The sequence below is a fragment of the Saccharospirillum mangrovi genome (genome assembly GCF_003367315.1).
Lineage (GTDB): Bacteria > Pseudomonadota > Gammaproteobacteria > Pseudomonadales > Natronospirillaceae > Saccharospirillum > Saccharospirillum mangrovi.
The window spans coordinates 2,240,047-2,255,880 of record NZ_CP031415.1 but is presented as its reverse complement, the minus strand read 5'-3'; the positions used below and the strand labels follow the sequence as shown (position 1 = coordinate 2,255,880).

General features: G+C 56.9%; 13 protein-coding genes. 11 read left to right on the top strand and 2 right to left on the bottom strand.

Features of this window, described 5'->3' with window-relative positions:
• Positions 1–92 precede the first annotated feature (92 nt).
• From DW349_RS10795 to DW349_RS10750, 11 genes are all read left to right on the top strand, one after another.
• Positions 93–1,058, top strand: coding sequence for a DMT family transporter (locus tag DW349_RS10795; RefSeq protein ID WP_108125628.1), 966 nt, complete (start codon positions 93–95; stop codon positions 1,056–1,058).
• Positions 1,059–1,368: 310 nt separating this feature from the next.
• A complete protein-coding gene (locus tag DW349_RS17365; RefSeq protein WP_157954349.1) occupies positions 1,369–1,536 on the top strand; it encodes a hypothetical protein in 168 nt (55 codons plus the stop codon).
• 261 nt (positions 1,537–1,797) lie between these two features.
• Positions 1,798–3,027 carry a parallel beta-helix domain-containing protein gene (locus DW349_RS10790; RefSeq protein WP_157954348.1) on the top strand — a complete coding sequence of 410 codons (1,230 nt, stop codon included), beginning with the start codon at positions 1,798–1,800 and terminating at the stop codon, positions 3,025–3,027.
• Positions 3,028–3,103: 76 nt separating this feature from the next.
• Positions 3,104–3,574, top strand: a complete 471-nt coding sequence (locus DW349_RS10785) for an Mpo1 family 2-hydroxy fatty acid dioxygenase (RefSeq protein ID WP_108125626.1) — start codon at positions 3,104–3,106, stop codon at positions 3,572–3,574.
• Positions 3,575–3,653: 79 nt separating this feature from the next.
• Entirely contained in the window at positions 3,654–4,271 is a 618-nt protein-coding gene (locus tag DW349_RS10780; protein WP_108125625.1) for a class I SAM-dependent methyltransferase, read from the top strand.
• A gap of 65 nt (positions 4,272–4,336) precedes the next feature.
• Complete coding sequence (locus DW349_RS10775) at positions 4,337–6,106, top strand: SPOR domain-containing protein (protein WP_115667143.1); 1,770 nt, start codon at positions 4,337–4,339, stop codon at positions 6,104–6,106.
• A 123-nt stretch (positions 6,107–6,229) separates the two neighbouring features.
• Entirely contained in the window at positions 6,230–7,012 is a 783-nt protein-coding gene (locus tag DW349_RS10770) for a TSUP family transporter (protein WP_232819321.1), read from the top strand.
• 558 nt (positions 7,013–7,570) lie between these two features.
• A complete protein-coding gene (gene doeB2, locus DW349_RS10765) occupies positions 7,571–8,761 on the top strand; it encodes a N(2)-acetyl-L-2,4-diaminobutanoate deacetylase DoeB2 (protein WP_232819320.1) in 1,191 nt (396 codons plus the stop codon).
• Positions 8,762–8,845: 84 nt separating this feature from the next.
• Positions 8,846–10,108 (top strand): aspartate aminotransferase family protein, encoded by a 1,263-nt coding sequence (locus DW349_RS10760; protein WP_108125623.1) that lies wholly within the window; start codon positions 8,846–8,848, stop codon positions 10,106–10,108.
• A gap of 85 nt (positions 10,109–10,193) precedes the next feature.
• Positions 10,194–11,564: an NAD-dependent succinate-semialdehyde dehydrogenase gene (locus tag DW349_RS10755; protein ID WP_108125622.1), complete on the top strand. Its 1,371-nt coding sequence runs from the start codon at positions 10,194–10,196 to the stop codon at positions 11,562–11,564.
• 79 nt (positions 11,565–11,643) lie between these two features.
• Complete coding sequence (locus DW349_RS10750; RefSeq protein ID WP_108125621.1) at positions 11,644–12,867, top strand: hypothetical protein; 1,224 nt, start codon at positions 11,644–11,646, stop codon at positions 12,865–12,867.
• An 8-nt stretch (positions 12,868–12,875) separates the two neighbouring features.
• On the opposite strand, the gene nirD is transcribed toward DW349_RS10750, so the two are convergent.
• Both nirD and nirB read right to left on the bottom strand, forming a co-directional pair.
• Entirely contained in the window at positions 12,876–13,238 is a 363-nt protein-coding gene (gene nirD / locus DW349_RS10745) for a nitrite reductase small subunit NirD (protein WP_108125620.1), read from the bottom strand.
• Between the two features lie 9 nt (positions 13,239–13,247).
• A complete protein-coding gene (gene nirB, locus DW349_RS10740) occupies positions 13,248–15,788 on the bottom strand; it encodes a nitrite reductase large subunit NirB (protein WP_108125619.1) in 2,541 nt (846 codons plus the stop codon).
• Positions 15,789–15,834 lie beyond the last annotated feature (46 nt).

The following is a 15,834-nucleotide window of genomic DNA, read 5'->3' as shown; positions in this document are numbered from 1 at the left end:
GTGCTTCGTGTCTGTTTTTTGGGCGTGATTAACAGCAGTCTGCGTTCCTTTCCTTTCGAAAAGCCAAGCCCTGTCACCGCGGAGATGGTGTTGTGACAGGAACTCTGTACGTTTTGCTGGCCTGCGTTCTGTGGGCTTTGGATACCTTGATTCGTTACCCCCTGCTGGCCGCTGGTCTGAGCAGTCTGCAACTGGTGTTTCTCGAACACGGGTTGCTGCTGTTGATGATGCTGGCGGTGTCGCGCGTCGTTGGTGCGTCGTTGTGGCCGTTCAAGCGCGGCGACTGGCCGGCCTTGCTGGTTATCGGCGGGCTCGGTTCGGCGCTCGGCACGGTGGCGTTTACTCAGGCCTTCAGTCTGATGAACCCGACCCTGGTCATCCTGCTGCAGAAATTGCAGCCGGTGGTGGCGGTAAGCCTGTCGGCCTGGGTGTTGGGCGAGCGCATCAGCCGGGGCTTTCTCGGCTATCTGGTGGTCTGCCTGGCAGGCAGTCTGTTGTTGATGTGGGAAGACTTGCTGCCCTTTGTCGGCGGTCAGGACTGGTTCTATCAATCGGGTTTGCAAACGCGATTGCTCGGCTACGGTCTGACGTTTTTAGCCGTCATCAGTTGGGGCGCCAGCACGGTGTTTGGCAAGCAACTGAGTCAGCGCGGCTATGGCACCAGCGCTCTGATGAACGGTCGCTTTGCCGTTGGTCTGTTGTGTCTGTTGCCCTGGGTGCTGGCACTGCAACCCGACGCGCTGCAAGTGACGTCAGTGCAGTTGGGGTGGATCGCTTTAATGGTGTCGATCTCCGGTCTGCTCGGCATGGCGTTCTACTACCACGGCCTGAAACGCATTGCCTCACGCCACAGCGCTCTTGCTGAAATGTGCTTTCCGGTGGCCGCCGGGTTGGTGAACTGGGTCTTTCTTGGTTTTGCCTTAACGCCCTTGCAATGCCTGGGTGCCGCCCTGCTGGTCGGCGCCAGTCTGCTGGTGCACTGGCCGTTGCGTTGGCCGTTGTTCAGGCCGGCTCAGCATCGCTCTAACCTGGATGCTTCGGTGAGTGTCGATCAGTGATCGAGGTATTTTGAGCATTAAGTCACTTTTGCTCATTAATGGTTGCACCAAAACTCATCCCGCCAGAGACATTGAAAACTCTGACCTGACGGCGAGTGTTTTGAATCGACAAGGTGAAAAAATGTGATGAATGTCACTTTTTTCACCGATTTGACCAGTATTGTGAAATTAAGGTCATAAATGTTTGTTCAATCTTTGTGCAGATGGCTGCCGTCAAGCGGACTAAAGTAGTAGCCGTACCCATTGTTCAAAAGTCATCTGACGGTGAGGGGTACAGCCATCAGAGCATTTTTCCCAAGGTGAAACGGAAATGGAGAAGAAAGAACCCGCTAAGAAGTCCTTCCTGGCGTTCCTCGGAGTGGTCAACAAACCCAAGACTCGTCGTCGCGGTAACCACAACACGCTCAGTCAACTGGCTCGGCCGGAAGTGCGTGAGGAATTGTCGTATGCAGGCGTAGCGGTTCTCAGCGACAACTGATCGCTGGTCGCTGTTGGTTTTCTGGCCGGACTTGGGATGTTCGGTACGGGTTAATAATCGACAGTTTCTCCCAGGCTGCCTAAGACCGGGTATGAGTGTGCAGCTCACACTGCATGGCCGGTGGGGTGGTGATTTATTCCAAAAAAAGCCTTTCATATCAGGGGACGCATCAGCGTCCTTTTTTCGTTAGACTGCCTGCCTTTTATCGCACGGCGTTCGTCGAATGTCGGACGATGGATCAACTGTGGTCGGGGTTCAGAAGTGATTAAGTTGAGTGGTTCGCGCCTATTCCGCACGACGGGAGTTTGGTTACTAATCCTGGGACTGGCTGGTTGCCAGGGTGACGATGCGGCACAAGACGGCGAATCGGTTCAGGCACGCGTACTGCGACAACTGAGTGACGCCGAACCGGGTGACCACATCGAATTACCCGCCGGCCATTTCAGTTTCACCGAGCCGTTGATTCTGGCCAGCGAAGGGCTGACGTTGGAAGGTGCCGGTCGGGACTTAACGCGACTGTCGTTCAAATCCCAGACCGCAGCCAGTGCCAGCGTGCAACTGAACGCCGACGCCATCAGCGTATTGGATCTCAGCATTGAAGACGCGCCACACACGGCCATCCAAATGACTGAAGTGCGGCTGGCGCAATTGCGCGATGTCGGCGTGAATTGGACGGACCGCGAGTCGGCCGCACCAGTGGGCATCTGGGCCGCCGACAGCCGCCGCTTGTTGCTGGACGATCTCAGTGTCAGCGGTGCCCGGGAAAGCGGCGTGCTGATTCAACGCAGTCGCGATATCACGGTGCGCAACAGCCGCATCAACAACAACTTGATTGGCATCGACATCCGCAATTCCCAGCGCAGCGACGTGTACGACAACAGCGTGATCGACAACAGCCTGGGCGTTCGCGTCGATAACGCCTTGGACGCCACTGTCTCGGGCTTCGCCATCCGCCTGTTCGACAACGACATCCTGCGCAATAACCGCGACAACACCGCGCCGGAATCGTCTGCCCTGGCATCACTGTGGCGCGGCGTCGGCATACAGATCGACGGCAGCGACGCGGTGGAAATTTTCGACAATCGCTTTTCCGAAAACAGCACCGCCGATGTTTACGTGCGCAAAGCCACCGCCGACGAAGCCACTACTCAAGCGGCCGTGCTCGACGCCTATCCCGAATCCATCCACATTCACGACAACCAATACGGCGACGGCGGCACCCAACCGGAAAGTTTCAAACTAAAATGGCTGCGCTGGACACAATTTGGCCTCGGCAGTCGCCTGCCGCCGGTGTTGTGGGATGGCGAATTCGACCCCGACAAACAGTTGAATGGCGACACGCCGGTGCATTTGCGGCTGTGCGTGCCGGATGTTGCGGCGCCGGTGTTGAACCTCGATCAGGCACACGACTTTGCCAACCCGAGTGTTTCCACCGATTGGCACAAATGCAGCCTGCCAAGCCTGCCCGGCGTGCAAATCGATTGGGAATAACCGCACCCGATTGAGTGCCTGCCGACATCGGTGCAAGATGCCCAGCGCGACCCATAACAACAAAGAGGATGTCGCTATGCTGAGCAAAACCGTGGATCAATGGCTTGCCGAATACGGCGAAAGCCACCAGAACCGAACCAACAAACTCATACATTGGATTTGCGTACCGATCATTTTCTGGTGCGTGTTGGCGCTGTTGTGGCCGATCAGTCTGGCCAGCCATCCGTGGATCAACGCCGCCAGTGCGGTGATTGTCATCAGCGTCTGGTTTTACGCCCGTCTGTCGTGGACCTTGATGCTGGGCATGGGCTCGATCACCGCGCTGTCGGTTGGCCTGATCATGGCGTACGAGCGCGCCGGCCACGCCTTACCGCTGTGGGGCTTGGCGCTGATATTGTTTGTGCTCGCCTGGATCGGCCAATTCATCGGCCACAAAATTGAAGGCAAAAAACCGAGTTTCTTTCAGGACATTCAATTTCTGTTGATCGGTCCGGCCTGGCTGCTGAGTTTTGTTTATCGGCGCCTCGGCATTCCTGTGCGCAATTAACGCCAACGGCGGTTGGCGCGGCCGACGTCAACCGCTATGCTCGCGGCTTCTTTGTTGATGTACGCCCGCGGAGCATGCCTTGCCCAAACAGCAAATTGAGGCTCACGGCCTGACCTTTCTCACCCCCGAGCACCCATCGGTTCGGGCCATTCGCGACGAAAAAGGGGAAGCCAATATCCACGGCACCAAAGTCTGGGATTCCAGCTTCGTGTTGATGGATTACCTGCTGCTTGACCCGATTCCCAAACGACGCGTCGTCTTCGACATCGGTTGCGGCTGGGGGCCGACCACCTACTTTCTAAAGAAACATTTTCACTCCAAAGTCATGTCCATCGACGCCGACAAAAGCGTCGAACCTTACCTGCGTTTGCACGGCGAACTGAATGGCTTCCGGCCGGTTTTCTGGCAGCGCAAATTGCATCAATTAAGTCGCGATGATTTATCGATGGCCGACACCATCGTCGGTGGCGACATCTGTTTTTGGGACAGCCTGCGCGACGACTGGATGAAACTGATTAAGCGTGCAAACAAAGCCGGCGTGCGCCAGGTGCTGATTGCCGATCCGGGTCGGCAGCCGTTTTACGATTTGGCCGATTGGGCCAAATCCCGTTTCGATGCGGAACTGTGGGAACACGACATCCGCAAACCCATCAAAGCCAGCCGCTATGTGTTGGAGATCAACCTGAATCCGGACTGAGCCTGCGTCTAAACTTTCCGGCCAAGCGGGCGATAACCTCTAGGTCTCAACAAGGGTTCGTTGCAATGCGTGTAGGCCGTTTTCATCACTGGGTTCGTGTTCAGTCTGGATTGTTGGTTGTGGCCGTCGGCGTAATGCTGGCGCCGATAACCGCCGTGGCCGACGAATTCAGTCTCGATCTCAGTGCGGCCAACAGCGACCACACCACCGGCTGGGGCGCCGCCGGACACCTGCAATGGATGTTCAATTCCCACGTCGGTCTCGACCTGGGTTACCGCTATCTGAGCAGCCTGGAATACGAATTCCAGAACGACACCCTGGAAAACGAATTCAGCCAGATCGAAACCGGTCTGATTTTTCAGCAAGGCAATTTAGGCCCGCGTTTTCAATTGATCAGCGGCGCCATCGTCTCGGCCGTTGGCGTGGAAAATAATCTCGGCGACAGCGTGATCGATCAATTCACGCCCGGTTATCGCGTCGATGCCGACATCAGCGTGCCGCTGTTTTCTCACGTTCGGGTATTTGGCAACGGCGGCTATCAAGGTTTCTTCGACGGCGACATTCCCGACCAATGGCGCTGGCGTTACGGCCTGCGCTTGAGCTTCGGTGGCGAACCGACGCCACTGGAAAGTCAGCAATTGGCGCAGCAGGAACGCGACCGCGCTGCGGCTCAGGAAGCACTCGACAACCCGCCGGTGCAGATTGACCCGGACGTACCGCAATACATTCCGCGCCACAGTTCGCAATCGCTGCCGCCGATCATCGAATTATCACAGCTGTGCAAGTGTTATCCGCAAGGGCCGTACACCTTGCAACTGGGTGAGTTTTCTTCCATGGGGCAGGCGGTGCGTGCATTGGAATATCGCGGCTTGCGTCAGTTCTTTAATACCGTCGCCTACGAGCGCGATCCGCAAGCGGTGTTTCTTGGCCAAACCAGCGAAGGCGGCTCGGTCGGTTTTTATCTGGGCGAATATCAAACGCTCGAAGAAACCGATAACTGGCGTCGTCAACTGCGCCGCAACGGCATTCAGGCGCGGGTGAAACGTGTCGTCGCTGGCGGCGGCGAACAGGCGATGGCGGCAGACAATTTTGCCACCGAAACCATCGAGCGCAGCGACCAGCCGACCTACACACCCGAAGAAGTAGCGCGCATGAATTCGTTGCCCGGCCAACGCCCGATGCCGGTCATCCCCAATGTTGCCGCCATGAACGAAATCCCGGCTGACGCCAAACCCGCGCCAGACCGCCAGGCGATGAACAGCGTCGAAGAAAAACCGGTGCCGATGATGACCGACACGCTCGTTGTCGGTCCGGTTAACGCCCAGCGTGTTGAGCAATGGTTGTCCGATCCGGCATTCAGAACGCCGGTGTTGGATCCAGACAACACCACCTTGCCTGGCCGTCATCGGTTGGTGTGGAACGCAGCGCAAAATCAGGGCTGGCTCTATCTGGATGGTTTTACCGGCAACACCCAACTGGACCGCTGGCGCGCCTGGCTGCAAAGCCGCGATCTTGATGCACACCACCGCGACAACGACCGGCTGCCAGTCGGCGACATCTACGTCTACACCCTGGGCAAAACGCCGGACGCCTACAGCCTGTCGCTCGACAACGAAACCGACGCTGGCGCGGTACTGGCGCGGCTGGTGTCGCCCGAAGTGCTCTGGTTCCAGGCCTATCAATCCATCAACGACCGACCGCTGGAGCTGGTGGTGAACTGGTCCGACAAAGATCAGAACTACCAGCTGCTCGCCACCGGATTCGACGACGAAGCCGACGCCCGTCGCGCCTGGCAAAGTTTGAGCAGTGTCGGTGTTATGCCGTCGCTGGAGTAACGATTTTCACAGATAAAAAGACGCCACACTGTGGCGTTTTTTTTTATCCAAAACTCAGTGTCCGCTGCACTGTTTGGTCAGCCTCGGGCACAATAGCGCGCTTATTCATTGTCGGAGACCAGCGTGGTCGAATTCGATTGGTCGGTTTCGTTGTTGTTGCTGTTTTTCTGCGTGGCGATGGTCGCCGGTTGGGTGGATACGCTGGCCGGTGGCGGTGGTCTGATTGCCTTGCCGGTGTTGTTGTTGGCCGGAGTGCCGCCGGTCAATGCGCTCGCCACCAATAAAAGCCAGGGCGTGATCGGCACACTTACCGCTACTCTGACGTTGTTTTTCAAAGGTCATCTACGTGGCCGACATCTGTTGTGGTTGATGTTGATGGCCGCCATCGGTTCGGCGTTCGGAACCTGGCTGGTGCAGCACATCGACACTGGCTGGCTCAGCTGGTTCATTCCTGTCTTGCTGATTCTGGTGGCGCTGTATTTTCTGCTTACGCCCAAGCTGGGTGAAATGGAAGTCGAAGCACGAATGACCGAACGTCGTTGGGCGTCGTCCATCGTGCCGTTACTGGGCTTTTACGACGGAGTGTTTGGCCCCGGCACCGGATCTTTGTTTGCCGCCAGCGGTGTCGCCTTTCGCGGCCAGACGTTATTGACCGCCACCATTCGCGCCAAGCTGCTGAACTTCACCACCAACGTCACTTCCTTAGTGTTGTTTGCCGCCGGTGGTCAGGTGGTGTGGATCATTGGCGGGGCAATGATGCTGGGCCAGATAGTGGGTGCTTACGTTGGTAGCCACACCATGCTCGCCGGCGGCGCCAGGCTGATTCGGCCGCTGGTGATTGGCATCTGTCTGCTGATGTCCATCAGCCAGATCCTGCAGCATTTCGGTTGGTTGCCCTGGCAATAAGGATCGGCACTCATATCGAGTGTTTGATAAATTGCACAAAAATGGCGCTTTTCTTAACAGGAATGCGCCATTTTCGTTTTTGAGGGGCGTAATTTTTAGGGACCTAACCATTACTCCCCCAAAAAAATTATTTTGCAAAAACATCGCCGGTTTTGCACGGGAATTTGGTTTGACCGAACAATATTTATTGGCCGATTTGATGATAGTGTTTAATCGGCTTTGTTGTGCATTGTTCCATTTTTTTGTATTTAACTAATTGATTTATAAAGATAAAATTAATTCCAGTGTCTAGGCTTTTATAATCTTATTTCCACTTGCTCGGTGTTAGCCGAGTGTCTGGTTTCACAAAAAAACAAAAAAACCTTGCAACCCCTTGGTTAAAAAATCTAGGGTAGGTCGGGCTTGGGTTTTGGTTAATCAACAACCCGAAACATCGATGTTCAAATTTCACAACATCTGAGCAAGAGCCTGATAACGGGTGGAACAGTCAAGACGCCGACTGGCGTCTGTGCGGCGCTACGGCCCTGCACATTCAATCGTCTCGAAACGGAGTACCTTGTGTCTCAGCCTGCGCTGACAAATTGGCAAGCCCTGGTGGCGGATGCGGTCGAATTCCGACGTGAGCTGCATCGGCAACCGGAGTTGACCTGGGCAGAACAGCAGACGGCGGCGAGCATTCGGGAACGACTCACCGCCCTGGACATTCCCTGGCGCGCCTGCGCCGATACCGGCACCGTCGCAACGCTGAATCCGAATGGCCGTGGCCGCCATCTGGCGTTGCGCGCCGACATTGATGCGTTGCCCATTGTTGAAGCCAGCGGTGTCGCCTGGTCGTCCGAACAGCCTGGCTGCATGCACGCTTGTGGTCACGACGGCCACACCGCCGCTTTGTTCGCCACCGCCCAATGGCTGAAACAGCATGAAGCCGATTTGCCCGGCCCGGTCACTTTGCTGTTCCAACCGGCGGAAGAGGGCGGCCACGGTGCCAAACGTATGATTGAAGACGGCGCGCTCAACGGCGTTGACGCCATCTTCGGTTGGCACAACTGGCCGGCGATTCGTTACGGCCAGGCAGTGTGTCCCGATGGCACGGTGATGGCCGGTAACGGCACTTTCAAGATTGAGGTCATCGGTCGCGGCGGCCACGCCAGCCAACCGGAATTGTGTCGCGACCCGGTGTTGGCTGGTTCGGCCATGGTGGTCGCTCTGCAGCAAGTGGTAGCGCGCCGGTTACCCCCGCAACAGGCCACGGTGTTGAGCGTGACGTCGTTCGACGCCAAGTCCGGCGTCACCGTTATTCCCGATCGCGCCGTGCTCGAAGGCAGTTATCGACTGGCGGATCCAAGTACGAGTGATACGTTGAACGCACTGATCGAATCGGTCGCTCATTCCACCGCCGAAGCCTATGGCGTGCAGTGCGAGGTTTCGGTTTATCCGCGTTACGACGCGACTATCAATCACGGCGATGAAGCTGCCCGGTATCGGCAAGCGTTGCAGGAAGAATTTGGCGCAGAAGCACTGGCGAGCGATGTCGTTGTGCCGATCATGGCGTCGGAAGATTTCAGCTATTACTTGCAGCAAATTCCAGGCGCTTTCGCACTCATCGGCTCCGACGACGGCCAAGGCCACAACGTGCCTTGCCACAGTCCGAAGTACGATTTCAACGACGCTTTGATTGCGCACGTCGCGCGCATTTATTTGCGTCTGGTCGGCGCGCCGTTGCCGGAATTCACGCCCGAATCACCGTAACTTTTTTTATCGCTAACGGCATTTTTTATCGCTGACGGCATTCAAGACCGCAGCACCATTCACCACAGCGCAGGAGAGGCAGAGATGGATTTAAGTGCATTTGAACAATGGGAATCCGACGTCCGCGGCTATTGCCGACTGTACCCCACCGTTTTCACCTCGGCTTCGAACGCCCGACAGGTGGATGAAAACGGCAAGTCGTACGTCGACTTTTTTGCCGGCGCCGGTGTGTTGAATTTCGGCCACAACAACGAGCGCATGAAAGCCGCCTTGATCGAATTTATTCAGAACGACGGCGTCGCGCACAGCCTCGATATGCACACCACGCCCAAGCGCGCCTTTATCGAAAAATTTGTCGAGACGGTGCTCAAGCCGCGCGGCATGAATCACAAATTGCAGTTCATGGGGCCGACCGGCACCAACGCCGTTGAAGCGGCATTAAAACTGGCGCGCCGGGTGACCGGTCGTCGAAATATTGTTGCTTACGCCAACGGTTTTCACGGCATGACATTGGGCGCTTTGGCGTGCACCGCCAACGCCGCCTTTCGCAACGCCGCTGGTGTGCCGTTGGAAAACGTCATTCGTGAACCCTTCGGTGCCGAAGGCGGTGATCCGTCATTGGGTGTTGAACGCGTTGAACAATTGCGCGCGCTGTTCGCCGATCCATCGAGTGGCATGGAAGCACCGGCGGCGTTTTTGATCGAACCGATTCAGGCCGAAGGCGGCGTGCACGTAGCAACCAAAGAGTGGCTGCAAGCGGTGCAAAAACTGGCGCACGATTTAGGCGCCTTGTTGATTCTCGACGACATCCAGGCCGGCTGCGGCCGCACCGGAAATTATTTCAGTTTTGATGGTCTTGGTCTGAACCCGGATATCGTCACACTCGCCAAAGGCATTGGTGGTTTTGGTACACCGCTGGCGATGAATCTGGTCAAGCCCGAACACGACAAACACTGGAACCCCGGCGAACACACCGGCACTTTCCGCGGCCAGGGTTTTTCCTTTGTCGCCGGTGTCGAAGGATTGAAGTATTTCGACGACGATGCGCTGCTGAAAGACGTGGTGCGCAAAGGCGCGCAGATGCGTGAACACCTGCAAGGCATTGCCAGTCGTTACAACGGTTTGGACGTGCGCGGCAAAGGCATGATGCAGGCGATTGATCTGGGCGACGGCGCCAAAGCCAAGGCCGTGGCGGTGCAGTGTTTCGAGAACGGCCTGTTGATCGGTACCTGCGGTTCCGGTGGCCGGGTGTTGAAACTGATTCCGCCACTGACCATTCCCGATGCCGATTTGAACGAAGGTTTATCGATTCTGGAAAGCGCCATTCAGTCGGTACTCGCCGCCTGATTTCTGCCGGCGTGCGTCGCCATTCAACGTGACGCACGCCGTTATTTTTTCTTGCGGCCATGCGCCGTCCAACGGAGGATTTTCCATGCTGACCGCCATCGATCCCAGCACCGGCGAAACCTTGCACTCTGTCGAACCGGCCAATCCGCAACAGGTCGAACGCATCCTGGCCGACAGCGAAACGGCGTACCAACACTGGCGTCACACGAGTTTTGCCGAGCGTGGCCAATTGCTGCGCAAGGTCGCGCAATTGATGCGTGAGGATGTCGACAGCCTCGCCATGCTGATGACCGAAGAAATGGGCAAGCCGATTAAGGAAGCCCGCGCCGAAGTCGAAAAATCGGCCTGGTGCGCCGAGCATTACGCCGACCACGCCGAAGAGTATTTGCGCAGCGAAAGCATCGCGTCCGACGCGCACCATTCGTACGTTCAGTATCTGCCGCTGGGCGTGATTCTTGGCATCCTGCCGTGGAATGCGCCGTTCTGGCTGGCGTTCCGTTATTGTGCACCGACGCTGATGGCCGGCAACGCCTGCGTGATGAAACACGACCCGCACGTACCGGCCAGCGCCAAAGCCATTGCCGAGGTGTTTGAAAAAGCCGGCGCGCCAGCCGGTCTGTTCCAAAACCTGCCGTTGGAAACGCCGGCGGTTGAAGCGGTGATTCGTGATTCGCGTGTGCAGGCTGTGTCGTTTACCGGATCGGAAAAAGCCGGCGGCGCGGTGGCGTCGATTGCGGCGTCGGAAATCAAACACTCGATCCTCGAACTCGGCGGCTCCGACCCGGCCATTGTTTTGGCCGATGCCGACTTGGAAACCGCCGCCGATGTGCTGACGTTATCGCGCATCATCAACGCCGGCCAAAGTTGCATCGCCGCCAAACGCATCATTGTCGAAGCGCCGGTTTACGACCGCATGGTAGAACTGCTGACAGAACGATTGGCGCGCTTAACCGTGGGCGACCCACGCGAAGAAAGCACCGATGTCGGCCCCATCGCCCGCGCCGATCTGCGCGACAATCTGCACCGTCAGATCAGCGACACCATTCGCGCCGGTGCACGCTGTATGCTCGGCGGCGACTTGCCGTCCGGCCCGGGGTTTTATTACCCGGTGACATTGCTGACCGACGTTACCGAAACCATGTGCGGCGCGCGCGAAGAGACCTTCGGCCCGGTCGCGGTGGTGATGAAAGCCGACGACGAAGCCGAGGCCATTCGCATTGCCAACAACACCCCTTACGGTTTGGCGGCGGCGGTCTGGAGTACGGCGGAGCGTGGCGAAGCCATCGCCCGTCAACTTGATACCGGGCAGGTGGCGGTGAATGGCATTGTAAAAACCGACCCGCGTTTGCCCAGCGGTGGCATTAAGCGGTCTGGTTTTGGTCGTGAATTGGGTCCGCATGGCATCCGAGAATTCGTGAACGCGCAACAAATTTGGCTGGGACCGAAACAAAACTAACGCTGTTTGTGTGGCGTTTTAATCAGCAGGTTGGAGACGCTTGACTATACTGGTCAGCATCCGTTGATGGAGGCTGGCCATGCGAATTGCCACCGCTTTCCTCCTGGCTTTGATGTTCAACGGTGCAACGGCGGATACCATAACAACCATGCGCCTGGGCACTAACATCATGCCGCCCTATACCGTGATTACTGACGATCGCCAACTCAGTGGTGAGGCAACCGCGACGCTGAATTGTGTGTTCGATGCCTTGCCAAATTATCGCTATCAAACCTCGGTCGCGCCCTGGCCGCGCGTCGTGCGTCTGGCCGATCAGGGCGGTATTGATGGCTGGTTTTTGTACGTCAAAAACGCCACCAGTGATCGCTTTGCCGAACTGTCGGAACCGTTGCAATTGGAAACCTGGTATTGGTACAGCCATCAGCCAATTGCCAATGCGCACCTGAGTGATTTCCGCGATGAAAACATTCTGGTGTTGAGCGGCACCTACCAGCAACTTTGGTTGGAAGCGCACGGCTTTAAACATTTTCTGACCGTACAAAGTAACGACAGCCTGGTGCGCGCCTTTGTCGCCCGTCGCGCCGATCATCTGTTGATCAGCAATTCGGTATTTGATGAAACGCTGGCCCGATTGAACGGCGAAATGGACAACGTAGAACGACGGTTCGTTGGCTACATTCAACTGGGTTTATACGTGACCGACGAATTCACCAGGCGTGAACCCGATTTTATGCGGCGCTTTAATGCGGCGGCCCAACATTGCCGTTCAGCCAATCCGCACCTGACGGAAGACGACACCGCGCAACTGGTGCAACTGGCGAATCAACTCGGGCAGTGGAAAGATTCCGACTGGATGCGTGAAGCCTTGCGTCGTCAAAACGAAGCGCATCGGTATTTATCACCCAACGACATCGGACGTTTGGACCAGCGTTGGATTGACGAAGTTGAAGATGGGGGCGGTGAATTAATCGACAGCGTATTGGATTCGGAATTGTCGATCCGACTGGACTACATCAAAGCGCAACATCAGGGTGTTTTCAGTGAGTTATTTGTCACCGACCGTTGGGGTTTGAATGCCGCCGCCAGTGAAGCGACCAGCGATTATTTTCAAGGTGATGAAGCCATTTTTCAGGCACTGGCGGGAACCCACGCTCAGTACCACATCGATGTGTTGGAGTACGATCAATCCAGCCAGACCTTTCAGGTAAAAATCAGTGTGCCGGTACATGATACCGACGGAGAATTGTTAGGGGTTCTGGTTGCCGGCGTGGATGTTGAACGGGCGTTGCGTGGGTTCAACTGACCCACCAATCAAATGGGCAGAGCAATGGGCAAAGCCACTTCAACGGCGTCGCCATTCAAACGTGCCGGCCAGGTTGCCACGCAGACGCTGGCGTCTTCCAGGCACTGGCCGTTATCCAGTCGAAAATGTTGCTTGTAGATCGGCGCTGCCACCACCCAATGGCCTTGCAGATCGCCAATAATGCCGCGTGCCAAAACGTTGGCGGCACTGAACGGATCGTGATTGTCGAGCGCAAAAACGGCGTTGTCATCGGGCAGATAAAACAAGGCAATTTGCTGTTGGCCGACGCGCGCGGCCACACCGGATTCGGCCACCAGATCATCGCGTTGACACAGCTGAACCCAATGAAGATGTTGTGCGTGTGCGGTCATGATGTCTCCTCAGGCGGATGCGATGATGTGTTGTTTTTCGTCGGCAGTGGCCGGACGAATCTGATCGCGTTCTTCGACAAAAACGACGTTGTCGTCACTCTCCGGGCTGTTAACAAAGGTGCGGAAACGTTTCAGTTTCTGCTCGTCTTCCAGCGTCGCTTTCCACTCGCATTGGTAGGTGTCGACGACACGCGCCATCTGCGTATCGAGTTCAGCACCGAGCCCCAGGCTGTCGTTTAAGATGACATCGCTTAAATAGTCCAGTCCGCCGTCCAGGCTTTCCAGCCAGCGCGCGGTACGTTGCAGGCGATCGGCCGTGCGCACGTAGAACATCAACAGCCGGTCGACGGTGCGAATCAGCGTTACGTCGTCGAGGTCGGTGGCGAACAAATCGGCGTGGCGAGGTTTCATACCGCCGTTGCCGCAGACGTATAAATTCCAGCCGTTTTCCGTCGCAATCACACCGATGTCTTTGCTTTGCGCTTCGGCGCATTCGCGCGTGCAACCGGATACCGCGAATTTAATTTTGTGCGGTGCGCGCAAGCCCTTGTAGCGATTCTCCAACAGGATTGCCATGCCGACGGAATCCTGTTGGCCGTAGCGGCACCAGGTACTGCCGACGCAGGATTTCACCGTACGCAATGCCTTGCCGTAGGCGTGGCCGGTTTCGAAACCGGCGTCAATCAATCGCTGCCAGATTTCCGGTAGTTGATGCAATTGCGCGCCGAATAAATCGATGCGTTGGCCGCCGGTAATTTTGGTGTAGAGCCGATAATCTTTGGCGACTTGTCCAATCACCAGCAATTTATCGGGCGTGATTTCACCGCCGGCGATGCGCGGCACAATCGAATAAGTGCCGTCTTTTTGCATGTTGGCGAGAAAGGTGTCGTTGGTGTCTTGCAGTTTGACGTGCGGCGCTTCGTGCACGCCCTCGTTCCAATGGCTGGCGAGAATAGACGCCACCGTCGGTTTGCAGATATCGCAACCATGGCCGCGCCCGTGTTTGGCAATCAAGTCGTCGAAAGTCTTGATGCCTTCAACTTGCACCAGGTGATACAACGCCTGGCGCGTGTGCGCAAAATGCTCGCACAAGGAATGATCGACTTCGACGCCACGCGCTTCGAGCGTCGCATCCACGATGTTTTTCAACATGGCCGCGCAACCGCCGCAACTGCTGTTGGCGCGGGTTTCGGCTTTAACGTCGCCGACGCTGCAACAACCGCCATCAATGGCACTGACAATGGCGCCCTTGGTGACGTTCATGCACGAACAGATGGTGGCTGAATCGGGCAGGGCGTCGACACCCAGTGCCGGCGCGCCCGTGGAATTGGGCAGAATTAAACTGTCCGGTTCGGCTGGCAATGCGATGTCGTTCAAGTAGTACTGCAACAGGCTGTCGTAAGCGCTGTTGTCGCCGACCAGAATGGCACCGAGCAGATGTTTGCCATCGGCGCTGGTGACGATTTTTTTGTACTGGCCTTTGGCTTCGTTGTGGTAGCGGAAACTGATGGCGCCGGCGCTGTTGCCGTGCGCATCGCCGATCGATCCGACATCGACGCCGAGCAGTTTCAGTTTGGTGCTCATGTCGGCACCGAGGAACGGACTGTCGCCACCTCCCAGATGCGCAACGGCGGCTTCGGCCATGCGGTAACCCGGTGCTACCAGACCAAAAATTCGATTGTCCCAAAGCGCCACTTCACCGATGGCATAGATGTCCGGATCGGACGTTTGAGCGTGGTTGTTGATGCGCACACCACCGCGTTCGCCGACATCCAGGCCGCACTGGCGCGCCAGTTCGTCGCGTGGGCGAATGCCGGCAGAAAACACCAGCACGTCGGTGTCGAGGTTGTCGCCACTGGCGAAGTGCAAACGCAGGCGGCCGTCGGCAAGCGTTTCGATGGAGTCGGTCGCCGTATCGGTATGCACCTGCACTCCGAGCGCTTCGATTTTGTGTTTCAGCACGCTGCCAGCGGCGTCGTCTAATTGCACTGGCATCAGGCGCGGTGCGAATTCAATGACGTGTGTTGCCAGGCCCAATGATCGCAATGCATTGGCGGCTTCCAATCCGAGCAATCCGCCGCCGATAACTACACCAACATTGTCGCCGGTCTGTCTGTTGGTGGCGGCGCTGCGAATAGCGTCGAGATCGTCGAGCGTGCGATAGACAAAACACCGCTCCGCGTCGTGGCCGGGAATGGGCGGCACGAACGGATAGGAGCCGGTGGCGAGCACCAGTTTGTCGTAACTCAGTTCTTCGCCATCGTTCAGCACAAGGGTTTTGCTGGCGCGGTCGATGCGTTCGACGCGCGTGCCCAGATGCGCGCTGATGCCAGCGGCGCGATAGCTTTGCGGTGTGCCCAACGCCAGAGCGCTGTGATCGCTGCCTTGAAAATAATCCGATAAATGCACGCGGTCGTAAGCCGACAGTCGCTCTTCACCGACGATCTGAATGTGCCATTGGTCGGCGGCGTCGCTCTGACGGAAGCTGTCGGCAAAATGATGGCCGACCATGCCGTTGCCGATGATGATGAGATCTTTGCGTTGGCTCATGTCGTTCCTCCGTCGTCGCTTCGTCCGGCTGTTGGCGCGAACTTTT

What these genes read in the sequence shown, in the direction of transcription:
- DW349_RS10750 (WP_108125621.1), top strand. Translation starts at nt 11,644, where the DNA reads ATGCGAATTGCCACCGCTTTCCTCCTGGCTTTGATGTTCAACGGTGCA.
- DW349_RS10755 (WP_108125622.1), top strand. Translation starts at nt 10,194, where the DNA reads ATGCTGACCGCCATCGATCCCAGCACCGGCGAAACCTTGCACTCTGTC.
- DW349_RS10775 (WP_115667143.1), top strand. Translation starts at nt 4,337, where the DNA reads ATGCGTGTAGGCCGTTTTCATCACTGGGTTCGTGTTCAGTCTGGATTG.
- DW349_RS17365 (WP_157954349.1), top strand. Translation starts at nt 1,369, where the DNA reads ATGGAGAAGAAAGAACCCGCTAAGAAGTCCTTCCTGGCGTTCCTCGGA.
- nirB (WP_108125619.1), bottom strand. Translation starts at nt 15,788, where the DNA reads ATGAGCCAACGCAAAGATCTCATCATCATCGGCAACGGCATGGTCGGC.
- nirD (WP_108125620.1), bottom strand. Translation starts at nt 13,238, where the DNA reads ATGACCGCACACGCACAACATCTTCATTGGGTTCAGCTGTGTCAACGC.
- DW349_RS10785 (WP_108125626.1), top strand. Translation starts at nt 3,104, where the DNA reads ATGCTGAGCAAAACCGTGGATCAATGGCTTGCCGAATACGGCGAAAGC.
- DW349_RS10760 (WP_108125623.1), top strand. Translation starts at nt 8,846, where the DNA reads ATGGATTTAAGTGCATTTGAACAATGGGAATCCGACGTCCGCGGCTAT.